Raw genomic sequence first — 17,143 nt, 5'->3', positions numbered from 1 at the left:
ACATGACCGCTTATCTGAAGCTCGACCACATCGACAAGATTTTTACCCGCGGCGCTGCCTCCACCGAGGTGCTGAAGGATATCAATCTCACCATCGAGAAGGGCGAATACGTCTCGATCATCGGCCATTCCGGTTGCGGCAAGTCGACCCTGCTCAACATCATCGCAGGCCTGACCAACGCCACCACCGGCGGCGTGCTGCTCGAGAACCGCGAGGTGAACTCGCCGGGACCGGATCGCGCGGTGGTGTTCCAGAACCACAGCCTGTTGCCGTGGCTAACCGTGTACGAGAACGTCAGGCTCGGCGTCGACAAGGTCTTCGCTAAGACCAAGAAGCGCGCCGAACGCGACGCCTGGGTCATGCACAATCTCAACCTCGTGCAGATGGCCCATGCCAAGGACAAACGGCCCTCGGAAATCTCCGGCGGCATGAAGCAGCGCGTCGGCATTGCCCGCGCGCTCGCGATGGAACCGAAAGTGTTGCTGCTCGACGAGCCTTTCGGCGCACTCGACGCACTGACCCGCGCGCATTTGCAGGATTCGGTGATGGCGCTGCATCAGAAGCTCGGCAACACGATTCTGATGATCACCCACGACGTCGACGAGGCGGTGCTGCTGTCCGACCGCATTGTCATGATGACGAACGGGCCGAGCGCGCGCATCGGCGAGGTGCTGGAGGTGCCGCTGGCGCGCCCGCGCAAGCGGCTCGAGCTCGCGACCAACACCACTTACTTGAAGTGCCGGCAGCGCGTGCTCGAATTCCTCTATGAGCGTCATCGCTTCGTCGAGGCCGCGTAAACGCGTCACCAACAGGTGCTGACGCAACGCCTAATTTTGAATCATCAAGCTCAATCCTTGTGCGCCGCACAGGGATTGAGCGAATCGCAAAATTTGCGTGCGAAATAGTCCTGCAAAAATTCGGAGCACTCCGAACAAGCTCCTGAATTTCCTGCGTTTCCGGAATGCGCGCAGTTGGCACGGAAATTGAAGCACCAACCGCGACGCCAACGACGACGTCCCTCAACATCATCAATCAGCATCGTAACTCGCCACCGGGGTGAAGCCTCGGAGCGCGCCTCCGTGGCCGGAGGCTGAGCCTGCAACGACGCAGCGGTGAGCCTGGAAGGGATTTTGCAATGACGAAGAGTCCGACTGGTAATCAGACTTGGATTTCAGACTGGCGCCCCGAAGATGAGGCGTTCTGGAGTGCGGGCGGCAAGACTATCGCGCGACGCAACCTGATCTGGTCGATCGTGGCCGAACATATCGGCTTCTCGGTCTGGCTGATCTGGAGCATCGTCACCACCAAACTGCCGCAGGCGGGCTTCCACTACACCACCGACCAGCTGTTCCAGCTCGTCGCTGTGCCCGGACTGATCGGCGCGTTGATGCGCTTTCCCTACACCTTCGCGGTGACGACCTTCGGCGGCCGCAACTGGACCATCTTCAGCGCGGCGATCCTGTTCATTCCGACGCTCTCGCTGGCCTATTTCGTCGGTCAGCCCGGCACGCCGTTCTGGCTGATGCTGCTGATTGCTTCGACCGCCGGTCTCGGCGGCGGCAATTTTGCCTCCAGCATGACCAACATCTCGTTCTTCTTCCCCGACCGGATGAAGGGCTGGGCGCTGGGACTGAATGCAGCCGGCGGCAATATCGGCGTCTCCAGCGTGCAGCTCCTGACCCCGATCCTGATGACGCTCGCCGTCATCAATCTGTTCCAGGCAACGCCTGTCGATGGTGTCTTTCTTCAGAATGCCGGCCTGATGTGGGTGCTGCCGATCGCGATCGCGGTCTTCGGCGCGGTGTTCTTCATGAACAACCTGACCACGGCCAAGTCGTCGATCAAGAACCAGCTCGCCGTGGTCAAACGCAAGCACACCTGGATCATGGCGTATCTCTATATCGGCACGTTCGGCTCCTTCATCGGCTACTCGGCGGCATTTCCGCTGCTGATCAAGACCCAGTTCCCGCAAGTCACGATTGCGATCGCGTTCCTGGGACCGCTGGTCGGTTCGTTGTCGCGGCCGCTCGGCGGCTGGCTTGCCGACAGGATCGGCGGCTCGGTGACCACGTTCTGGAATTTCATCGTGATGGCAGGCGCCACGATCGGCGTGCTCTATTTCGTCGGGCACAAGGATTTCATCGGCTTTCTGTCGATGTTCCTGGTCCTGTTCGTGACGACGGGCATCGGCAACGGCTCGACCTACCGCATGATCCCCTCGATCTTCCGCGAGCAGAATTTGTTCAGGGTGCGCGGCAAGGGCGATGCGGAGCGCGCGCTCGCCTTGAAGACGGCGAGCATCGAGAGCGGTGCCGCGGTCGGCTTCATCGGCGCGGTCGGCGCAGTCGGCGGCTATCTGATCCCGACCGGATTCGGCAAGTCGATCGCGCTGACCGGCGGCCCGCAGCTCGCGCTCGCGATCTATCTCGGCTTCTACGCCTCCTGTCTCGCGCTGACCTGGTGGTTCTATCTGCGTCGCAGCCCGCAAGGTGAGGGCGCCTCAAGCCTCGCCGGCGCGCGAGTTTAACACTTGGTACGAATCTCGCTTCTCCCCGTACGCGGGGAGAAGCATTGCCCGACAGTTTGACAATGAACCTGGTTCGCAATGGCGCGCACCAAGGCAAACCCAACAGGCAGGAGAACATCATGACGCCAGAACAGATCACCCTCGTCCAACAGAGCTTTGCCAAGGTCGCGCCGATTTCCGCGCAGGCCGCGGTGCTGTTCTACGATCGCCTGTTCGAGGTGGCGCCGTCCGTGCGCGCGATGTTTCCCGAGGACATGACCGAGCAGCGCAAGAAGCTGATGGGCATGCTCGCCGCCGTCGTCGGCGGTCTGTCGAACCTGGACTCGATTCTTCCCGCGGCCTCGGCGCTTGCGAAGCGTCACGTCGGCTACGGCGCCAAGGCCGAGCACTACCCGGTGGTCGGCGCGACCTTGCTGTGGACCCTGGAGAAGGGCCTCGGCGAAGCCTGGACGCCCGAACTGGCTACCGCCTGGACCGACGCCTACGGCGTATTGTCCGGCTACATGATTTCCGAGGCCTACGGCGCACAGCCGCAGGCCGCCGAATAGGAGATGCGTTGTGAGTGAACCGCTGGTCATCGTCGGTAACGGTATGGCGGCCGCGCGTCTGGTCGACGAGCTCGCCAAGACCTCGCTCGGCCGCTACGCGGTCGCCGTGATCGGCGAAGAGCCGCGGCTCGCTTACAACCGCGTTCTGCTCTCCTCCGTGCTGGCCGGCGAGACCGGCTCGCACGAGATCGAGCTCCGGCCCGCCGACTGGTGGCGCCATCGCGGCGTCACGGTGCGCTACGGCTATCGCGTCACCGAGATCGACACCGGCCGACGCGAGCTCAAGATCGAAGGCGAAGAGAGTATGGAATACTCCAAGCTCGTGCTCGCCGTCGGCTCGACGCCGCTGCGGCTCAACGTGCCCGGCGCCGACCTTTCCGGCGTGCACACCTTTCGCGACACCCGCGACGTCGATCTGCTGCTGACGCTCGCTGCCGCCAGGAAGCGCGTCGTCGTGGTCGGCGGCGGTCTGCTCGGACTCGAAGCGGCTTACGGCCTCGCCAAGGCCGGAGCGCCCGTGACGCTGCTGCACCTGATGGACCGGCTGATGGAGCGCCAGCTCGATGCCCCCGCCGCCGACCTGCTCAAGACACTGGTCGAGCGCAAGGGCATTCGCATCCTGCTCAATGCATCCACAGCCCGCATCCATGGCGAGGGTCATGTCGAAGCGGTCGAGCTTGCCGACGGCAGCCGCATCGAGGCCGATGCCGTGATCTTCGCCGCCGGCATCAGGCCCAACATTGCGCTGGCAAAGGACGCCGGCATCGCCGTCAATCGCGGCATCGTCGTCAACGATGAGATGCAGACGGCGTCACCAGATATCTACGCGCTCGGCGAATGCGCCGAGCATCGCGGCATCTGCTACGGCCTGGTCGAACCCGCCTACGAGCAGGCACGCGTGCTGGCGCGACACCTTGCCGGCCGTCCCGCGGCCTATCAGGGCAGCGTGGTCTCGACCAATCTGAAGGTGTCGGGCGTCAGCGTGTTCTCCGCCGGTGACTTCATGGGCGGGGAGGGCAGCGAGAGCCTCGTGCTGTCAGACCGCAGGCGCGGCACTTACAAGAAGCTCGTCATCGCCGCGGGCCGGCTCACCGGCGCTCTGCTGATCGGCGATACCGTCGATGCGCTCTGGTATCTCGAACTGATCCGCAATCGCGAAAAGGTGGCGGCCATCCGCGCCGACATGATATTCGGCCGCGCGCTCGCGCGTCCCTCCAAAGCGGCTTGATAGAGGCGGCTTGATATGACGGCGATCGATCCCACGCTCCGCGCCACCAAGACGACCTGTCCGTATTGCGGCGTAGGCTGCGGCGTGCTGGCGACGCCAGACGGCAAGGGCGGCGCGGCGATCGCGGGCGATCCCGATCATCCTGCCAATTTCGGCCGGCTGTGCTCCAAGGGCTCGGCGCTCGGCGAGACCGTCGGGCTCGAAAGCCGGCTGCTCTATCCGATGATCCGCTGCAAGGGCGTGCTCGAACGCGTCGCCTGGAGCGATGCGCTCGATCACGTCGCCCACCGCATGCAGCACATCGTCGCGCGCGACGGCGCTGACGCGGTCGCATTCTATCTCTCGGGCCAACTGCTGACCGAGGACTATTACGTCGCCAACAAGCTGATGAAGGGCTTTGTCGGCACGGCCAACGTCGACACCAATTCGCGGCTCTGCATGTCGTCCTCGGTCGCCGGTCACCGCCGCGCCTTCGGCGCCGACACCGTACCCGGCTGCTACGAGGATCTCGATCAGGCCGATCTGCTGGTGTTCGTCGGCTCGAATGCCGCCTGGTGCCATCCCGTGCTGTTCCAGCGCATGTTGAAGAACCGGCAGGAACGCGGCGCCCGCATGATCGTGATCGATCCGCGCCGCACCGACACCGCGACCGACGTCGATCTGTTCCTTGGCCTCAAGCCGGGCACCGACACGGCGTTGTTCTCCGGCCTGTTCGTTCACCTCGCCGACAATGGTGCCCTCGATCAGGACTACATCGCGCAAAACACCTCGGGCTTTGACGACGCGCTGGCGCGTGCACGTAGCATCGCCGGCAGCGTCACCGCGACCGCACTGGCGACGGGCCTCTCCGAGCAGGACGTTGCGACCTTCTTCAAGATGTTCCGTGACACGCCCCGCGTCGTCACGCTGTACTCGCAAGGTGTCAACCAATCGGCGCAGGGCACCGACAAGGTCAACGCGATCTTGAACTGCCATCTCGCAACGGGGCGCATCGGCAAGCCGGGTGCCTCGCCGTTCTCGCTCACCGGCCAGCCCAACGCGATGGGCGGCCGTGAGGTCGGCGGCCTCGCCAATCAGCTCGCTGCGCACATGAACTTCACGCCGCCGGACATCGATCGCGTGCGGCGGTTCTGGAAGGCGCCGCGCATCGCCACCCATGAAGGGTTGAAGGCGGTGCAGCTGTTCGAAGCCATCAACCGCGGCGAGGTCAAGGCGCTATGGGTGATGGGCACCAACCCCGCGGTCTCGCTGCCCGATGCCGACTTCGTGCGCGAGGCGCTGAAGAAGCTCGAGCTGTTCGTGGTCTCCGAGAACGTGCTCTCCAACGACACCGTCGAGGCCGGACCGCACGTGCTGCTGCCCGCGCTCGCCTGGGGCGAGAAGTCGGGCACCGTGACCAATTCCGAGCGCCGGATCTCGCGCCAGCGCTCGTTCCTGCCGGCGCCCGGCGAGGCGCGGCCGGACTGGTGGATCCTGAGCGAAACCGCAAAGCGCCTCGGCTTCGGCGACAGCTTTAATTACAAATCCGCAGCCGACATCTTTCGCGAGCACGCCGCGCTCTCCGCGTTCGAGAACGATGGCAGCCGCGACTTCGACATCGGCGCGCTGACTTCGCTGTCGGACGAGGCGTTTGACGCCTTGAAGCCCGTGCAGTGGCCCGCGCGCCAGGGCGAGGCGCCCGGCGAGCGCTTCTTCGCGGCCGGCGGGTTCTTCACCAATGACGGCAAGGGCCGCTTCGTCGCGCCGGAGGTGCCGGCGCTGCGTGGCGAGACCGGACCGTCGCGACCGCTGCGGCTCAACACCGGCCGCATCCGCGACCAGTGGCACACCATGACGCGCACGGGCCTCAGCCAGCGGCTCGGCGCGCATCTGCCCGAGCCGTTCGTCGAGATTCATCCCGATGACGCCAACAAATACAACGTCGTCCACGACGGCTATGCCCGCATCACCACCGACTACGGCCAGTGCACCCTCAAGGTCGTCGTCAGCGACCAGCAGCAGCGCGGCACGCTATTCGCGCCGATCCACTGGAGTGCGATGAACGCCTCGCACGGTCGCGTGGGGGCGCTGGTCGCACCGTTCACCGATCCGTTCTCGGGACAGCCGGAGTCCAAGGCGACACCGGCCGCGATCTCGCCCTATGAATACGTCTTCCGCGGCTTTGCGTTGTCGCGCAAGCAGCTGGAGCTGCCGCCGAACCTGATGTGGACCCGCGTCACTGTTGCCGGCGGCTTCGGCTATCTCTTCGCCGACAATGCGGATCTGTCGCGCTGGCCGGCCTGGCTCGAAGGCGTTGCCGGCGAGGACGTCGCCGACTATCGCGACTTCGGCGGCGGCGTTTATCGCGCAGCGTCGTTTGCGGGCGACCGCATCGAAACCTGCCTGTTCGTCGGCCCCGCGCATGACGCCGGCGACTGGGAGGTGGTGAAGAGCCTGTTCGTGGCCGACAATGTCACCGACGAGCAGCGGCGCATGCTGCTGTCCGGCAAGTCGAGCGAGGGCGCGGCTTCGACCGGCCCCGTCGTCTGCGCCTGCTTCGGCGTCGGCCGCGGCACCATCTGCGACACCATCGCCGCAGGCGCGCGCACAGCGGCCGAGATCGGCACAAAGCTCAAGGCCGGCACCAATTGCGGCTCCTGCATTCCTGAACTGAAGCGCCTGATCGCGACGACCGAGGTGGCTCCAGTGAAGCAGGCGAAGGTCGCGGGCGCCGCGGGGTAGGGGCGCTTTCTCGGTCGTCGCCGAATACTCCGCCGTCATCGCCCGGCTTGACCGGGCGATCCAGTACGCCGAGACGCCTGTGATCAAGCGGTAAGGCCACGGCGTACTGGATTCCCCGCTTGACGCCTACGCTAAAGCTTCGGCGCCCCTGGACCTCGACCCCGGCGAAGCCTTGGCGTAGCCGGGTCGCGGGGAATGACAGCGGGGGCGGGGCGCTACGCCTCAGCCCAATCGACGCACGCCCCATTGTGCCCTATGTTGCCGCGCTCTCCCCCATCAACAACGACAACAACAACAATGATGTACCTGGAAACGCCGCCGCGCCTGATCGAGACCAGGCTCTTTTCCGCCATGCCAGACAAATTCCGCCGCAAAGGCGAGCGGACGGATTGGGCCGATGCCAACCGGCCGGGCGTGCCGACGGACTCCTTCATCGAAGGGCCGTCGTTCGACAGGGATGGCAATCTCTACATCGTCGACATTCCGTTCGGCCGGATCTTCCGCATTGCGCCCGACGGCGAGTGGTCGTTGGCGATTGAATATGAAGGCTGGCCGAACGGGCTGAAAATCGCGGCCGACGGCCGCATCCTGGTCGCCGACTACAGGCACGGCATCATGGAGTTCGACGCCAACGCGGGGCACGTGGCGCCGGTGCTGACCTCGCGCAATTCGGAATCCTTCCGCGGCTGCAACGACCTGCATCTCGCGTCCAACGGCGATATCTATTTCACCGACCAGGGGCAGACCGGCCTGCATGACCCCAGCGGCCGTGTCTATCGCCTGACGCCAGGCGGCCGCCTGGATTGCCTGATCGACACCGGCATCAGTCCGAACGGTCTGGTGCTCGATCCAACCGAGACCGTGCTGTTCGTCGCGATGACGCGCGACAACGCGGTGTGGCGGTTGCCTTTCATGAAGGACGGCAGCGTGTCGAAGGTCGGCCGCTTCTGTTCGCTGTTCGGTACCAGCGGCCCCGATGGCTTGACCATGGATGCCAAGGGCCGTCTGTTCGTCGGCCACGCATCGCTCGGCCATGTCTTCGTGTTCGCGCCCAACGGCGAATTGATCGCGCGGGTGAAGTCGTGTGCCGGGCCGAACTGCACCAATGTCGCGATTGGTGGCGCGAACAAAGATCAGCTCTACATCACGGAATCTGCGACCGGTAGCGTACTGGTCGCTGACATCGGCGGATTGAACTCTTGAGCTCGATGGCGGTTGCCTGAGCGAACGAGTGGTATCGGAGCAAATATGAACACGAACCCCTTCGGCAAAACCGGCGCCAGCGTCTCTGTCATCGGGCAGGGCACCTGGTATCTCGACCACGGCGATCGCAAGCGCGCGATCGCGGCGCTTCAGCGCGGGCTCGATCTCGGCATGACCCACATCGACACTGCCGAGATGTATGGCGACGCCGAGCTCGTCATTGCCGATGCGATCGCGGGGCGACGCGACGAGGTGTTCCTCGTGTCAAAGGTGCTGCCGAGCAACGCCTCGCGCCGCGGAACCATCACCGCCTGTGAGCGCTCGCTGAAGCGGCTGAAGACGGATCGGCTCGACTGCTATCTGCTGCATTGGCGCGGCTCGTATCCGCTGGAGGACACTGTGGCCGCGTTCGAGGAACTGGTGAAGGCCGGCAAGATCAAATCCTGGGGTGTCTCCAATTTCGATGCCGATGATCTCGACGAGATGCTCGACGCTGCCGGCGAAGGCCGCATCGCCTGCAATCAGGTGCTCTATCATCTGAGGGAACGCGCGATCGAGCACGCGGTGATCCCGTGGTGCGAACAGCATGGTGTCGCCGTGGTCGCCTACTCGCCGTTCGGCCACGACGATTTCCCTGCGAGCAACAGCAAGGGCGGTGTAGTGCTGGCGCGCATCGCGGAGGCGCGTCGCGCAACGCCGCGCCAGATCGCGCTGAGCTTCCTCACCCGTGCGACTACGGTGTTCGCCATCCCGAAGGCGTCGTCCGCGGAACACGCCGGCGAAAATGCCGCGGCCGGCGATCTCGTGCTGACGAAAGACGAGATCGCGGCGCTCGATGCGGCGTTTCCGCGCGGTCCGAAGCCGCGCGGCCTGCCCATGCTGTAGTGCACAAACGCCCATTGTTAATGGAGTCTTGACGCGCGCGGACGTGAGCGCATATCGGCATCCTGTTTTCGGAAGTTGTGAAAGCGGCGCAATTATCGTTTTTTACGATCATTCCCGATTCGCATCTCCTAGGTTCCAGCCGTGACCCGCCGCCCGCCGCAGCCGCAAGGCTCGACAGTATTCCCATGCTCATGCCGGAAAAGAAGCCGCAGGCGCGCCGCGCGCCGGCGCGCGTCGATCATCCCTTCAAGGGCATCGCGCTGGTGCTGCTGTCGACGATCTTTCTCGGCTGCTCCGATGTCACCGCGAAATATCTGTCGTCGAGCCTGCCGTCGATCGAGATCACCTGGATCCGCTTCGTAACGTTCGCGCTGATGTTCACGCCGGTAATGCTGCCGGGCTCGCCGCTTCATGCCATGCGCACCGAGCGCCTCGGCCTGCAGCTGATGCGCGGCGCGGCATTGCTCGGCTCTTCGCTGTTCTTCATCACCGGCCTGAGCTTCCTGCCGATCGCGGAAGCGTCCGCGACCGGGTTCGTCTCGCCACTGTTCGTCACCGCGCTCTCGATCGTGTTCCTGAGCGAGAAGGTGGGCATGCGCCGCTGGATCGCCACCGCGATCGGCTTGACGGGCGTGATGATCATCCTGCGCCCGGGCTCCAGCGCGTTTCACGCCGCCGCGTTCTTCCCGATCGTCTCGGCGTTCTGCTGGGCTGCGGCGCTGATCCTGACGCGCATGATGAGCGGGCGCGAAGCCGTCCTCACCACCATGGCCTATTCGGCGCTGACGGGCGTTGCGATCCTCTCCCTGATGGTACCATTCGTCTGGGTCACGCCGACCTGGACCGCGATCGGGCTTGGCATCGTGATCGGCGTCGCCTCCACCGTCGGCCAGTGGATCATCGTCCTGGCCTATCGCTACGGCGATGCCTCGGTGCTGGCGCCGTTCTCCTACACTCAGTTGCTCTGGGTCAGCATTCTCGGCTTCTTCCTGTTCGGCGAAGTGCCTGATGTCTGGACCGTCACCGGTGCAGCCTTCATCGTCGCCAGCGGCCTCTACATCGCCCATCGGGAGCGCATCCGTCGCGCCCAGCTCCTGATCATGGAAGAGCGTTCCCCGAACCCCTGACGCAAGTTCACGCGTCCGCTTCGTGCTATCAATGGCTCCAACAAGCCGGGAGGAGCCGAATGCGCGCTGCGATTTTCAGGAACGGTGAGATTGTCGTCGATCGGATGGCGGAGCCAAAGCCCGGCCCCGGCCAGGTGCTGGTCAAGACGCTCGCCTGCGGCATCTGCGGCTCTGACCTGCACGCGCGCCAGCACGCCCATCGCATGGTGGAGATGGCGCGAAAGAGCGGCCGCAAGCCGATGGACCTCGCCCGCGACGTCGTGTTCGGCCATGAGTTCTGCTGCGAGATCGTCGATTTCGGCCCGGGCACTGTGCGCAAGCTCAAGCCGGGCACGCGCGTGTGCTCGCTGCCGGCCCTCGTGACGCCGCAGGGCATCGAGGGCATCGGCTATTCCAACGAAAATATTGGCGGCTATGCCGAGGCGATGCTACTGAGCGAAGCGCTGCTGCTCGAGGTACCCAACGGTCTCGCGCCGGAGCATGCCGCGCTCACCGAACCGCTCGCGGTCGGTGTTCACGCCGTTGCCAAGGCCAATATCCGAGGCGGCGAAGTGCCGCTCGTGATCGGCTGCGGCCCGGTTGGGCTCGCGGTGATTGCGGCGCTGAAGCTCAAGGGCCTGCATCCGATCGTCGCGGCCGACTATTCGCCGGCGCGGCGCGCGCTTGCGGCAAAACTCGGCGCCGATATCGTCGTGGATCCAAGGGTGTCGCAGCCCTATGCGATCTGGGCCGAGCATGCGCAAATGTCGGACGCGGAAAAGGCGGCGCGCCCGCCGTTCCAGGCGATGCTGCCCGCGCTGAAGCCCGCGATCATCTTCGAATGCGTCGGCGTGCCTGGTCTGTTGCAGCAGGTGTTCGAAGGCGCGCCGCGCGATGCCAGGATCGTCGTGGTCGGCGTCTGCATGGAGACCGACAGGAGCGAGCCCATGCTCGGCATCATGAAGGAGCTCAACGTTCAGTACGTGCTCGGCTACACGCCGGACGAATTCGCAGCTTCGCTGCGCCTGATCGCGGAAGGGAAGGTGGATGCGGCTGCGATGGTGACGGCCGAGATCGGCATCGATGGCGTCGCAAAGGCTTTCGCCGATCTCGCCAATCCTGAAGCGCACACCAAGATCATCGTGCAGCCGTGGCGATGATGCCTCACACCGGTAGCGCGATCGAATATTTCACCTGGCTGAGCGCGAAGCTCGACTCGATCGAGGCGATGCCGTCGAGCCGGGTCAGCTTGGTCTTGAGGAAGGTCTCGTAGGAGGCGAGGTCGGCTGCGACGACGCGCAAAAGATAGTCGCGGTTGCCGGTCATCAGGTAGCATTCCAGCACCTCGTCCCATTTCGAGATCGCGCGCGCGAAGCGGTTGAGGTCCTCCTCCTTCTGCCGCGCCAGCTTGATCGAGATGAAGACGCTGACATGCAGCCCCAGCGCCTTCTGGTCGACGGTCGCGATGTAGCGCGAGATGACGCCGCGTTCCTCGAGCAGTTTGACCCGGCGATGGCAGGGCGACACCGACAGCCCGACCTTATCGGCCAGCTCCTGCATGGTCAGCCGGCTGTCGTTCTGGAGGTAGCTGAGGATTTTTCGGTCGATGGCGTCGAGGGCGGGCATTGGGATGAACCTGTCGTTTTTACCGATCGATTGGTAAGATATCCCAATATGGGCTGGTACTGCGCGAAAAATTGAGAAGTTTGGCGCTTCCGGCAGGGGTATCATCGGCACCTGTTTTCCGGGAGCATTGCCATGCCCGTTGATACCGCCCGCCTCGACACATTGACCGCGCTCGCCCGCAAGGCGCTGTGGCTGTCGTCATGGACCATCCATCACGCCAACCACGTCCGCGCGAACGCGGACGGCCTCAAGGTTGGGGGACATCAGGCCTCGTCGGCCTCGCTCGCAACCATCATGTCGGCGCTGTATTTCCACGTGCTGAAGCCCGAAGATCGCGTCGCGGTGAAGCCGCATGCGAGCCCGGTGTTCCACGCCATCCAGTATCTGTTCGGCCGGCAGAGCCGCGAGAAGCTGGAGAATTTTCGTGGCTTCAAGGGCGCGCAGTCCTATCCCTCGCGCACCAAGGACGTCGACGACGTCGATTTCTCCACGGGCTCGGTCGGCCTCGGCGTCGCGCAGACGCTGTTCGCCTCGCTGGTGCAGGACTACGTCAAGGCACATGGCTGGATGAAGGATCGCCGCGAAGGGCGGATGATTGCGCTGGTCGGCGACGCCGAGATGGACGAGGGCAACATCTTCGAGGCGCTGGCGGAAGGCTGGAAGCACGGCCTGCGCAACACCTGGTGGGTGGTCGACTACAACAGGCAGTCGCTGGACGCCGTCGTCCGCGAAGGCCTCTGGGAAAAGTTCGAGACCGTATTCCGCAATTTCGGCTGGGACGTGGTGATCGTGAAATACGGCCGCCTGATGCGCGAGGCCTTTGCCGAAGCTGGCGGCGAGGCGTTGAAGCGCTGGATCGACAATTGCCCGAACGCGCTCTACGCCGCCTTGTGTTTTCAGGGCGGCGCGGCGTTCCGCAAACATCTTCACGATGAGATCGGCGATCAGGGCCCCATCACCAAACTGATCGACAAGCGCAGCGACGACGAATTGCTGGCGCTGATGTCGAACCTCGGCGGCCATGATATGGCGAGCATGCTGGATGCGTTCGAATCCATCGATCACGATCGCCCGGTCTGCTTTATCGCCTACACCATCAAGGGCGTCGGCCTGCCGTTCCAGGGCCACAAGGACAACCACGCCGGCCTGATGACAGTCGCGCAGATGGAGAAATATCGCGACAGCCAGAACATCCGGCCCGGACACGAATGGGACAGATACGAGGGTCTCGCGCAAAGTCCTGCCGAGCTCGACGCCTTCCTCGCGGGCGTGCCGTTCAACCAGGACGGCCGCCGGCTCACCGCGCCTGTGATCGAGGTGCCGTCGCAGCTCGCCTTCAAGCCGGCGCCGCAGATGTCGACCCAGCAAGGTTTTGGGCTGGTGCTGAACGAGATCGCGCGCGGCGACAGCGAGCTTGCCAGGCGCATCGTGACGACGTCGCCTGACGTCACCGTCTCGACCAATCTCGGTCCGTGGGTGAACCGGCGCGGCCTGTTTGCGCGCGGCGAGAAGGCGGACTTATTCCGCAGCGAGAAAATTCCATCCACCTTCAACTGGGACTTCTCGCCCAAGGGCCAGCATCTCGAACTCGGCATCGCCGAGATGAACCTGTTCATCATGCTCTCGGCGCTCGGCCTGTCGCACCAGATCAACGGCGAGCGGTTGCTGCCGGTCGGCACGCTCTACGATCCCTTCATCGAGCGCGGTCTCGATGCGCTGAACTATGCATGCTACCAGGATGCCCGCTTCATGGTGGCGGCAACGCCGTCGGGCATCACGCTGGCACCCGAAGGCGGCGCGCACCAGTCGATCGCAACGCCTTTGATCGGCATGGCGCAGGACGGCCTCGCCTCGTTCGAGCCTGCCTTCGTCGACGAGCTCGCCGTGATCATGGGGTGGGGTTTCAACCACATGCAGCGCGATCCGGGCGAGGGCGGCTCGGTCTATTTGCGGCTCTCGACGCGCTCGATCGAGCAGGCGCAGCGGATCATGACGCCGGAGCTCGCGCAGGGCATCACCGACGGCGCCTATTGGCTGCGCAAGCCGGGCCCCAATGCCGAAGCCGTCATCGCCTATACCGGCGCAGTTGCGCCGGAAGCGATCGAAGCGACCGGCTTCATCGGCGAGAGCCGGCGCGACATCGGCCTGCTCGCGATCACGTCCGCAGATCGTCTGCATGCGGGGTGGACCGCCGCACGGAAATTGCGCCGGGATCGGCGCGGCGTGCAGCATCTCAGCCACATCGAAAAACTGCTCGCGCCGCTGCCGCGCGACTGCGGCATCGTGACCGTGATCGACGGACATCCGGCGGCGCTCGGCTGGCTCGGCAGCGTCCGCGGCCATCGCGTCGAGGCACTCGGCGTCGAGCAGTTCGGCCAGACCGGCACCATCGCCGACCTCTACCGCCACTACGGCATCGACGCCAACGCCATCATCGATGCGGCCGAAAGCCTCACCACCGGCGCGCCGGTGTTGCATCGGAAGATGGCTGTGTAGTTCGTCATCCCGGCCTAGCGCGCAATGGGCACTAGGCCGGGATGACATCGTGAGTGAGGCGAGACCTTGCCACCCCTCCGCCATCGGCTCATATAACCTCCGTCCGCCGCAATGCTGGCCCCGCATATGGCGGGTTCAATTGCCGGCGCTTTCGTGCAAGGATGCCTGCCGAAACGCCCCCAAGCCCCCAAGAAGAGGTTCACTATGGTCAATCGCATGCAGTTCTACATCGACGGCGCCTGGGTCGATCCCGCCGTCAAGAAGTCCACCGCCGTGGTCAATCCGGCGACGGAAGAGGCGATGTACGAGGTTGCGCTGGGCTCCAAGGCCGACGTTGATAAAGCCGTTGCCGCCGCCAAGCGCGCGTTCGTGACGTTCTCCCAGACCAGCCGTGACGAGCGCGTCGCGCTGCTCACCAAGGTCATCGAGATCTACAAGGGCCGCCTCAAGGAGATCGGTGCTGCCGTCTCCGACGAAATGGGTGCGCCGCTGCCGATGGCGGAGAAGCTGCAGGCCGGCGCTGGTCTCGGCCACCTCATGACCACGCTCGACGTGCTCAAGAACTATCATTTCGAGGAACCGGTCGGCACCGCCATGGTGCTGCGCGAGCCGGTCGGCGTGGTCGGCATGATCACGCCCTGGAACTGGCCGCTCAACCAGATCGCCTGCAAGGTCGCGCCCGCGCTTGCCGCCGGCTGCACCATGATCCTGAAGCCGTCGGAGTTCACCCCGACCTCGGCGCTGATCTTCGCGCAAATCCTGCATGAAGCCGGCGTGCCGAAGGGCGTATTCAATCTCGTCAACGGTCTCGGCCCCGAGGTCGGCGCCGCCATGAGCGAGCATCCCGATATCGACATGATCTCCTTCACCGGCTCGACCCGCGCCGGCATCGACGTGGCCAAGCGCGCCGCACCGACCGTGAAGCGCGTCAGCCAGGAACTCGGCGGCAAGTCGCCGAACGTCATTCTCGAAGGCGCCGACCTCACGAAGGCGGTGACCGGCGGCGTGATGCACATGTTCAACAACTCCGGCCAGTCCTGCAACGCGCCCTCGCGCATGATCGTGCCGGCCTCGAAGATGAAGGAAGTCGCCGCGATCGCGAAGGCGGTCGCCGACAAGACCAAGGCGGGCGATCCGCGCGCCGAAGGCACCACCATTGGTCCGGTGGTCAACCGCGGCCAGTGGGACAAGATCCAGGGCCTGATCAAGAAGGGCATCGATGAGGGCGCAACGCTCGTCGCCGGCGGCCCCGGCCTGCCCGAAGGCGTCAACAAGGGCTTCTATGTCCGTCCCACCATCTTTGCCGACGTCACCCCCGACATGACGATTGCGCGTGAAGAGATCTTCGGACCGGTGCTCACCATCATCGGCGCCAAGGACGAAGCCGAGGCCGTGCACATCGCCAACGACACGCCCTATGGGCTTGCCGGCTACGTCACGGGTGCTTCCGTCGAGGACGCCAAGCGCGTCGGCCGGCAGATCCGCGCCGGCAACGTCAATCTGCAGGGCGTGCCCAACGATCGCAGCGCACCGTTCGGCGGCTACAAGCAGTCCGGCAACGGCCGCGAGTGGGGCAAGTACGGCCTCGAGGACTTCCTAGAAGTGAAGGCAGTTGCGGGCTTCAACGCGGCGTAGGCTTTATCGCCTGAACCAACAAAACGCCGGAGCGGCCACCGCTCCGGCGTTTTTATTTTTTCGTAGCCCGCATGGAGCGAAGCGGAATGCGGGGACTGTCCCGGATTGCGCTTCGCTCCATCCGGGCTACGGACTCGCAACGACGGCGGCGAAACTATCCCCCGACCGCTCCTTGCGTGTTCACATACAACGCGTAGATCGACTGGCTCGCCGCCATGAACAGGCGGTTGCGCCTGACGCCGCCGAAGCAGAGGTTGGCGCAACGTTCGGGCAGTGCGATGCGGCCGATCATGACGCCGTCGGGGGCGAACACCACGACGCCGTCGAGCTCGGGATCGCCCATGCCCCAGCCGCACCAGAGATTGCCGTCGATGTCGCAGCGCATGCCGTCCGGCGTGCCCGGGCCTGCGTCGATGAAGACGCGCTTGTTCGAGATCGTGGTGCCATCCGCCGAGACGTCATAGGCGAGGATCTTGCGGTTCGGCACGCCGCGCGATTCCACCACATAAAGAATTTTCTCGTCCGGCGAGAAGCACAGCCCGTTCGGACCCAGCACGCCTTCGGCGACGATGGTCGCATTACCGGTTGTGGGATCGAGCCGGTAGACATTCGGATCAATGTCCGGCTCGGCCTTGTAGCCCTCGTAATTGCCTAGCAGGCCGAAGGTTGGATCGGTGAACCAGATCGAGCCGTCCGATTTAACAATGACATCGTTCGGTGAGTTTAACCGCTTGCCGTTGAATTGATCCATCAGCACGGTGATCTCGCCGTCATATTCGGTGCGGGTCACGCGGCGCCCACCATGCTCGCAGGTGACGAGCCGACCCCGGCGATCCCTGGTGTTGCCGTTGGCGAAATTGGAGGGCTTGCGGAACACCGAGACCGCGCCGGTCTCCTCTTCCCATTTGACGATGCGCTGGTTCGGAATGTCGCTGCACAGGAGATAGCGACCATCGCCGAACCACACCGGACCCTCGGCCCAGCGCAGGCCGGTCGTCAGCCGCTCCACCGCCGAGAGTTTTAGCCAGTATTTTTCGAAGCGGGGATCGAGTGCCTTTATCGCCGGATCGGGATAGTAGCTCGCCGGCCGCCAGCCTGGCCGCTCCTGGGGATGGGACGATGCCTCATTCATGTCGGTTCTCTCGTTTCGTTCCCTCTGGACAATCCT

At 64.5% G+C, this 17,143-nt stretch carries 13 protein-coding genes; 11 read left to right on the top strand and 2 right to left on the bottom strand.

The window, feature by feature from the left end; translation table 11 throughout:
• Positions 1-2: 2 nt before the first annotated feature.
• The 9 genes from BRA1253DRAFT_RS10910 (at position 3) to BRA1253DRAFT_RS10870 (ending at position 11,378) form a co-directional block, all read left to right on the top strand.
• Entirely contained in the window at positions 3-797 is a 795-nt protein-coding gene (locus tag BRA1253DRAFT_RS10910) for an ABC transporter ATP-binding protein (RefSeq protein WP_007593952.1), read from the top strand.
• A 338-nt stretch (positions 798-1,135) separates the two neighbouring features.
• Positions 1,136-2,527 carry an MFS transporter gene (locus BRA1253DRAFT_RS10905; RefSeq protein WP_007593950.1) on the top strand — a complete coding sequence of 464 codons (1,392 nt, stop codon included), beginning with the start codon at positions 1,136-1,138 and terminating at the stop codon, positions 2,525-2,527.
• Positions 2,528-2,646: 119 nt separating this feature from the next.
• Positions 2,647-3,075, top strand: coding sequence for a globin family protein (locus BRA1253DRAFT_RS10900; RefSeq protein ID WP_007593949.1), 429 nt, complete (start codon positions 2,647-2,649; stop codon positions 3,073-3,075).
• Positions 3,076-3,085: 10 nt separating this feature from the next.
• Positions 3,086-4,303, top strand: a complete 1,218-nt coding sequence (locus BRA1253DRAFT_RS10895) for an NAD(P)/FAD-dependent oxidoreductase (protein ID WP_007593947.1) — start codon at positions 3,086-3,088, stop codon at positions 4,301-4,303.
• A gap of 15 nt (positions 4,304-4,318) precedes the next feature.
• Entirely contained in the window at positions 4,319-7,024 is a 2,706-nt protein-coding gene (locus BRA1253DRAFT_RS10890) for a nitrate reductase (protein ID WP_007593944.1), read from the top strand.
• A 300-nt stretch (positions 7,025-7,324) separates the two neighbouring features.
• On the top strand, positions 7,325-8,227 hold the full coding sequence (locus tag BRA1253DRAFT_RS10885; RefSeq protein WP_035993133.1) for an SMP-30/gluconolactonase/LRE family protein: 903 nt from the start codon (positions 7,325-7,327) through the stop codon (positions 8,225-8,227).
• A 45-nt stretch (positions 8,228-8,272) separates the two neighbouring features.
• Entirely contained in the window at positions 8,273-9,112 is an 840-nt protein-coding gene (locus BRA1253DRAFT_RS10880; protein WP_007593941.1) for an aldo/keto reductase, read from the top strand.
• A gap of 185 nt (positions 9,113-9,297) precedes the next feature.
• On the top strand, positions 9,298-10,239 hold the full coding sequence (locus BRA1253DRAFT_RS10875; RefSeq protein WP_007593939.1) for a DMT family transporter: 942 nt from the start codon (positions 9,298-9,300) through the stop codon (positions 10,237-10,239).
• Positions 10,240-10,298: 59 nt separating this feature from the next.
• Positions 10,299-11,378, top strand: a complete 1,080-nt coding sequence (locus BRA1253DRAFT_RS10870) for a zinc-binding dehydrogenase (protein ID WP_007593937.1) — start codon at positions 10,299-10,301, stop codon at positions 11,376-11,378.
• Between the two features lie 4 nt (positions 11,379-11,382).
• Here BRA1253DRAFT_RS10870 and BRA1253DRAFT_RS10865 read toward each other — a convergent pair whose 3' ends face one another.
• Complete coding sequence (locus BRA1253DRAFT_RS10865) at positions 11,383-11,844, bottom strand: Lrp/AsnC family transcriptional regulator (RefSeq protein ID WP_007593935.1); 462 nt, start codon at positions 11,842-11,844, stop codon at positions 11,383-11,385.
• Between the two features lie 132 nt (positions 11,845-11,976).
• On the opposite strand from BRA1253DRAFT_RS10865, the gene BRA1253DRAFT_RS10860 reads away from it, so the two are divergent.
• Together BRA1253DRAFT_RS10860 and BRA1253DRAFT_RS10855 are read left to right on the top strand one after the other, a co-directional pair.
• Positions 11,977-14,340, top strand: a complete 2,364-nt coding sequence (locus BRA1253DRAFT_RS10860) for a transketolase (RefSeq protein WP_007593933.1) — start codon at positions 11,977-11,979, stop codon at positions 14,338-14,340.
• A 204-nt stretch (positions 14,341-14,544) separates the two neighbouring features.
• Entirely contained in the window at positions 14,545-15,975 is a 1,431-nt protein-coding gene (locus BRA1253DRAFT_RS10855; RefSeq protein WP_007593931.1) for an aldehyde dehydrogenase family protein, read from the top strand.
• Positions 15,976-16,129: 154 nt separating this feature from the next.
• Here BRA1253DRAFT_RS10855 and BRA1253DRAFT_RS10850 read toward each other — a convergent pair whose 3' ends face one another.
• Positions 16,130-17,107 (bottom strand): SMP-30/gluconolactonase/LRE family protein, encoded by a 978-nt coding sequence (locus BRA1253DRAFT_RS10850; RefSeq protein WP_007593929.1) that lies wholly within the window; start codon positions 17,105-17,107, stop codon positions 16,130-16,132.
• Positions 17,108-17,143: the final 36 nt, after the last annotated feature.

Source organism: Bradyrhizobium sp. WSM1253 (genome assembly GCF_000244935.1).
Taxonomy (GTDB): domain Bacteria; phylum Pseudomonadota; class Alphaproteobacteria; order Rhizobiales; family Xanthobacteraceae; genus Bradyrhizobium; species Bradyrhizobium canariense.
This window is presented reverse-complemented; position numbering and strand designations above follow the sequence as displayed.

Excerpts from the sequence above, each read along its gene's own strand:
- BRA1253DRAFT_RS10910 (WP_007593952.1), top strand. The coding sequence starts at position 3 with ATGACCGCTTATCTGAAGCTCGACCACATCGACAAGATTTTTACCCGC.
- BRA1253DRAFT_RS10905 (WP_007593950.1), top strand. The coding sequence starts at position 1,136 with ATGACGAAGAGTCCGACTGGTAATCAGACTTGGATTTCAGACTGGCGC.
- BRA1253DRAFT_RS10900 (WP_007593949.1), top strand. The coding sequence starts at position 2,647 with ATGACGCCAGAACAGATCACCCTCGTCCAACAGAGCTTTGCCAAGGTC.
- BRA1253DRAFT_RS10890 (WP_007593944.1), top strand. The coding sequence starts at position 4,319 with ATGACGGCGATCGATCCCACGCTCCGCGCCACCAAGACGACCTGTCCG.
- BRA1253DRAFT_RS10885 (WP_035993133.1), top strand. The coding sequence starts at position 7,325 with ATGTACCTGGAAACGCCGCCGCGCCTGATCGAGACCAGGCTCTTTTCC.
- BRA1253DRAFT_RS10880 (WP_007593941.1), top strand. The coding sequence starts at position 8,273 with ATGAACACGAACCCCTTCGGCAAAACCGGCGCCAGCGTCTCTGTCATC.
- BRA1253DRAFT_RS10875 (WP_007593939.1), top strand. The coding sequence starts at position 9,298 with ATGCTCATGCCGGAAAAGAAGCCGCAGGCGCGCCGCGCGCCGGCGCGC.
- BRA1253DRAFT_RS10870 (WP_007593937.1), top strand. The coding sequence starts at position 10,299 with ATGCGCGCTGCGATTTTCAGGAACGGTGAGATTGTCGTCGATCGGATG.
- BRA1253DRAFT_RS10865 (WP_007593935.1), bottom strand. The coding sequence starts at position 11,844 with ATGCCCGCCCTCGACGCCATCGACCGAAAAATCCTCAGCTACCTCCAG.
- BRA1253DRAFT_RS10860 (WP_007593933.1), top strand. The coding sequence starts at position 11,977 with ATGCCCGTTGATACCGCCCGCCTCGACACATTGACCGCGCTCGCCCGC.
- BRA1253DRAFT_RS10855 (WP_007593931.1), top strand. The coding sequence starts at position 14,545 with ATGGTCAATCGCATGCAGTTCTACATCGACGGCGCCTGGGTCGATCCC.
- BRA1253DRAFT_RS10850 (WP_007593929.1), bottom strand. The coding sequence starts at position 17,107 with ATGAATGAGGCATCGTCCCATCCCCAGGAGCGGCCAGGCTGGCGGCCG.